General features: G+C 59.0%; 5 protein-coding genes. 4 read left to right on the top strand and 1 reads right to left on the bottom strand.

Going from position 1 to position 4,395, the window contains the following annotated elements; translation table 11 throughout:
- Window positions 1-283 precede the first annotated feature (283 nt).
- The 4 genes from ACYVDE_RS15540 to trpS all read left to right on the top strand — a co-directional run bounded on the left by ACYVDE_RS15540 (window position 284) and on the right by trpS (window position 3,503).
- Window positions 284-1,030, top strand: coding sequence for a VUT family protein (locus ACYVDE_RS15540; RefSeq protein ID WP_460502452.1), 747 nt, complete (start codon window positions 284-286; stop codon window positions 1,028-1,030).
- 33 nt (window positions 1,031-1,063) lie between these two features.
- Window positions 1,064-1,726, top strand: coding sequence for a hypothetical protein (locus ACYVDE_RS15535; RefSeq protein ID WP_460502451.1), 663 nt, complete (start codon window positions 1,064-1,066; stop codon window positions 1,724-1,726).
- Between the two features lie 85 nt (window positions 1,727-1,811).
- Window positions 1,812-2,429, top strand: coding sequence for a hypothetical protein (locus ACYVDE_RS15530; RefSeq protein ID WP_460502450.1), 618 nt, complete (start codon window positions 1,812-1,814; stop codon window positions 2,427-2,429).
- 96 nt (window positions 2,430-2,525) lie between these two features.
- Complete coding sequence (trpS, locus tag ACYVDE_RS15525) at window positions 2,526-3,503, top strand: tryptophan--tRNA ligase (protein ID WP_460502449.1); 978 nt, start codon at window positions 2,526-2,528, stop codon at window positions 3,501-3,503.
- Between the two features lie 126 nt (window positions 3,504-3,629).
- Here trpS and ACYVDE_RS15520 read toward each other — a convergent pair.
- Window positions 3,630-4,395 (bottom strand): hypothetical protein (locus tag ACYVDE_RS15520; RefSeq protein WP_460502448.1); only part of this gene is annotated, 766 nt, incomplete at its 5' end.

Below are 4,395 nucleotides of genomic sequence, written 5' to 3'. Positions count from 1 at the left end.
GCCAGGCCGCCCTGCTGGCCCAGGCCGCCGGCGTGAAGCAGCTGCTGCTGGGCCACTTCTCCAGCCGCTACAAGGCCTTGGAGCCGCTGCTACACGAGGCGCAGCCGGTGTTTCCGCGCACGGCGCTGGCGCTGGAGGGGCTGGTGGTGAGTATTTAATGCCGTTTGTCATCCTGAGCACAGCGAAGGACCTTTTCACGACGAAACTGTTTGCAGCAAGCTTAAACAGGCCGACGTGAAAAGGTCCTTCACAAGCTCAGGATGACAAGACTTTACGAATATCCATGAATACCTACGCCCACAAAAAGCAGCAGCTCTACCTCGTCCTCAGCGGCATTTTCCTGGTGAATGCGCTGCTGGCCGAGATTATCGGCGTCAAGATTTTTTCGGCCGACAAGCTGATGGGCTTGCCCGGCAGCCTCACGGCGGGCGTGCTCATCTGGCCGGTGGTATTTGTGACGACGGATATCATCAACGAGTATTTCGGCAAGGCCGGCGTGTTGCGCATCAGCTACCTCACGGTGGTGCTCATCCTGTTCGCGTTTGGCGTTATCTACCTCACCACCAAGCTGCCCCCGGCTGATTTTTGGCTCGACGTGAACAAGACGGACAACCAAGGCCGGCCCTTCGACATTGATTTTGCCTACCAGAGCATTTTCCGGCAGGGCCTTGGCATCATCACGGGCTCGATTGTGGCCTTTGCCGTGGGGCAGCTGCTCGATGCCACCATTTTTGCGGCCATCCGGCAGGCTACGGGCGGGCGCTTTGTGTGGCTACGCGCCACGGGCAGCACGCTGGTGTCGCAGCTCGTCGATTCGTTTGTGGTGCTCTACGTGGCCTTCTACGTGTTCGGCAACTGGACGATGGACCAGGTGCTGAGCGTGGCCAACACCAACTACTGGTATAAGTTCGCGGCCGCCATTCTGCTCACGCCGGTGCTCTATCTCGCCCACTTTCTGATTGACAAGTACCTGGGACCGGAGGAAACGACCGAGCTACAGGAAGAAGCCGTGGAGAATGTGAGCGTGTAACTTTCAGCTTTCAATCGCCTCCTTCCCTTCCCAATGCGCAACGTCTTTCTCCCCTACCTGTTTTTCAGCAGTGCCTTCCTGCTGCCCGCAATCAGCCGGGCACAATTATTTGGTCGGTTCGAAAATGGCTCCTACGTGCTGAACGAAAGCCGCAATACGCGTCAGCAGGGCCAGCTCAAGCTGCAAAGCAGCCAAAAGCTGCTGGTGAAAGCCGCCAATGGCAAAACCATTAAACTGACGCCCGAGCAAGTAGCGTCTTTCCGCATCGACACCCGCAAATATGTAACGGTCGGCAATTTTCACGTGAGAGGCGGCCTAAACGCCGACATTGCCAAAGGATTTGCCGAGCAGCTCGACAGCGGCCGGGTAGTGCTGCTAAACTATACGTATTCGGACGGCGGCGCCCCTATAATGGGAGCGGGCGGCATGAACTACGGCGGCGGGAATTACGAAAGCCACGCCTATCTGCTGAACTGGCCGGGCGAATCGGAGGTAATTCCCGTGCAGGGCAGCTTCTACACCGGAGGCGGCAAACAGTTTCGCGAGGCTGTACGGCCGTTCCTCTTCTCGCGCCCCGATTTGGAGAAGTTGCTTGACGACAAGCTCATTAGCAGTGACGACTTGCCGACGGTCATCCACGCGCTGAATAATAATCTGCCTTACCGCGCCCCGGCAGTTGCTCAGCCATCCAATTAGCGGGTTTACGTGGCCACAGTTGGGAAATAGCAGAACCAAGGATTTAATTAGTAAAAGTTGCCGGAGGGGCACAGAACGGATATTTATGGTGTTGCCAGGCATACGCCCATTCGTTTTTTTCCTGGCCCTGCTGCTGCCCGCCGCGGCCCGCGCCCAGTACAACTTTGCCCCCGGCACCTACCAGCTCGCCAACGGCTCGAAAGGCGAGGCTTCGTTGAAGCTGATGCTGGCCGAAAACGGCAGCCCGACCATGATGGTGGGCGTGAAAAACGGCAAGGAACGGAAGTTTCGCGCGGCCGAGGTCACGGCTTTCACCGTCGAAAGCCACCGCTTTGTGCGCGTGAACGACTTCCGCTTCCTCAGCGGTACCGATGCCGATTTCAAGGAACCCGCGCTGCTCGAAATCCTCGAAACCGGGCCGGTGGAGCTGTTTTTCTACCACTACCAAGTGGAGATGGGCACCAACTTCAAGGCCCACGTGAAGCTGCCGGTGCTGCGCAAAGCCGGCACGAGTACGTTCTTTGCGTATAGTCCCGGCCGCACGCCGGGGTTCGACCCGAAGCTGGCGCCCGGCACATTCGTGGCAGCCCTGTTTCCGGCCGACCCCGTGCTGCAGCGCCAATTTGCCACCAATGCCGTCGGCCGCGCCCAGCTCGCAGCCGCCGTGCACGCCTACAACCAAGGCGTGCGCTTAACTCCTTAATTTTTAGTTGTTAGCTGCTTGTTGTCGGTTATTAGTCGAATGACTACGGGCACGACAAACAACTGACAACGAACAACTGACAACCAACATACCCGCATGTCCCGCATTCTTACCGGCATTCAGAGTACCGGCCGGCCGCACCTCGGCAACCTGCTCGGCGCCATTCTGCCCGCCATCGAGCTGTCGAAAAACCCAGCCAACGACTCGCTCTATTTCATCGCCGACCTGCACTCGCTCACCACCGTGCGCGACCCCGAAGTGCTGCGCGCCAACACCTACGCCGTGGCCGCCGCCTGGCTGGCCTGCGGTTTCGACACCGAGAAAAACCTGTTCTACCGCCAGTCCGACGTGCCGCAGGTGACGGAGCTGACCTGGTACCTGAGCTGCTTCACGCCCTACCCTATGCTGGCCAACGCGCACAGCTTCAAGGATAAGAGCGACAAGCTTTCCGACGTGAACGCCGGCCTCTTCACCTACCCCGTGCTGATGGCGGCCGATATTCTGCTCTACGACGCCGAAGTGGTGCCCGTGGGCAAAGACCAGGTGCAACACCTCGAAATTGCCCGCGACATTGCCAGCGCCTTCAACAACCGCTACGGCGAAACGCTGGTGCTGCCCAAAGCCCGCGTCGACGAGCAGCTAATGACCATTCCGGGCACCGACGGGGCGAAGATGAGCAAGAGCTACGGCAACATCATCGACATTTTCGCGCCCGAAAAAGAGCTGCTGAAAACAATCAAAACCATTATTTCGGACAGCACCCCGCTCGAAGCGCCCAAAAATCCGGACACGGACGTGACGTTCAAGCTTTACTCGCTGCTGGCCTCGCCGGCCGAGATTGAGACGATGCGCCAGAACTATCTGGCCGGCGGCTACGGCTACGGCCACGCCAAAAAAGAGCTGTACGAACTGATTCTGCGCCGCTTCGCGGTCGAGCGTGAGCGTTTTGATTTCTACATGAACAACCTGCCCGAGCTGGATGCCGCGTTGGCCATTGGCGCGCAACGCGCCCAGGAATACGGTGCGGGCGTGCTGGCGAAGGTGCGCCAGAAAGTGGGCTACGGGCGCATTTAGAACGGTAGCAAAGCACGTCATGCTGAGCGCAGTCGAAGCGTCTCTGCCGCAATACTGAAATTGATTAGTGCTGCGGTAGAGATGCCTCGACTGCGCTCAGCATGACGTTCTATAATCTCAAACAGCCTACAACACCTGCTGGGCCGAAAAGCTGAAGCCGACTTTGCTGCCGCGGCTCACCTGCTGGTTTTCGAGCTTTTGCTTGACGCTGATGCGCTGAATTTCGGGCAGCGGCGGGGCGATAAGGTCGTTGTTGACGGCTGCAATCATGGCGCTTTCCACGAAGAGCTTCATCATGTCGGGGCTGATGCGGTTGTCGCTCATGTCGTTGTCGGGCAGCTCGAGCTGCTGCACGCCTTCGAGGAAGTAGTGGCTTTCGATGTTGACGAGCAGGCGGCCGACGAGGTAGCCGGGGTCGTTCAGGCGCTGGTATTTGATGCTGTCGGCCATGAAGTTGTAGGCCATGATGTGGCCGAAAAACCGGCGGCGGAAATCGGCCTCGACGTACTTGCTGGCCATGGGGCCGTAGTCGTCGGGGAAGGTGACGATGTTGGAGTGCATCACAAAGACCAGCAAATCGCCCGAAAACCGGATGTGAAACTCCATGTCGTTGATGGACCGGTACTCAATCACCACGCTCGAATCGAGGGGCGTGAGCTTGTGGCTGAGCTCCAGCACGAGTTCCTGCGACACCAGCCGCAGGCAGTCGAACGCCGCCTGCGTGTTGCGGTAGATGGCCTGCTTGGCGGTGGATTTCTGCTTAAGGCCTTCAAAAATCTGGTTGAGGCGGTCGGGTGGCGCTTCGGTGGGCGAGCCGGCTTCGGCGGTGGGCTGATTGTTGGTGGCGGTGGCGCCGGAGTGAGTAGCGGCCGACGCGGCGGGCGAGGCCGAA

Source organism: Hymenobacter agri (genome assembly GCF_054778495.1).
This window is presented reverse-complemented; position numbering and strand designations above follow the sequence as displayed.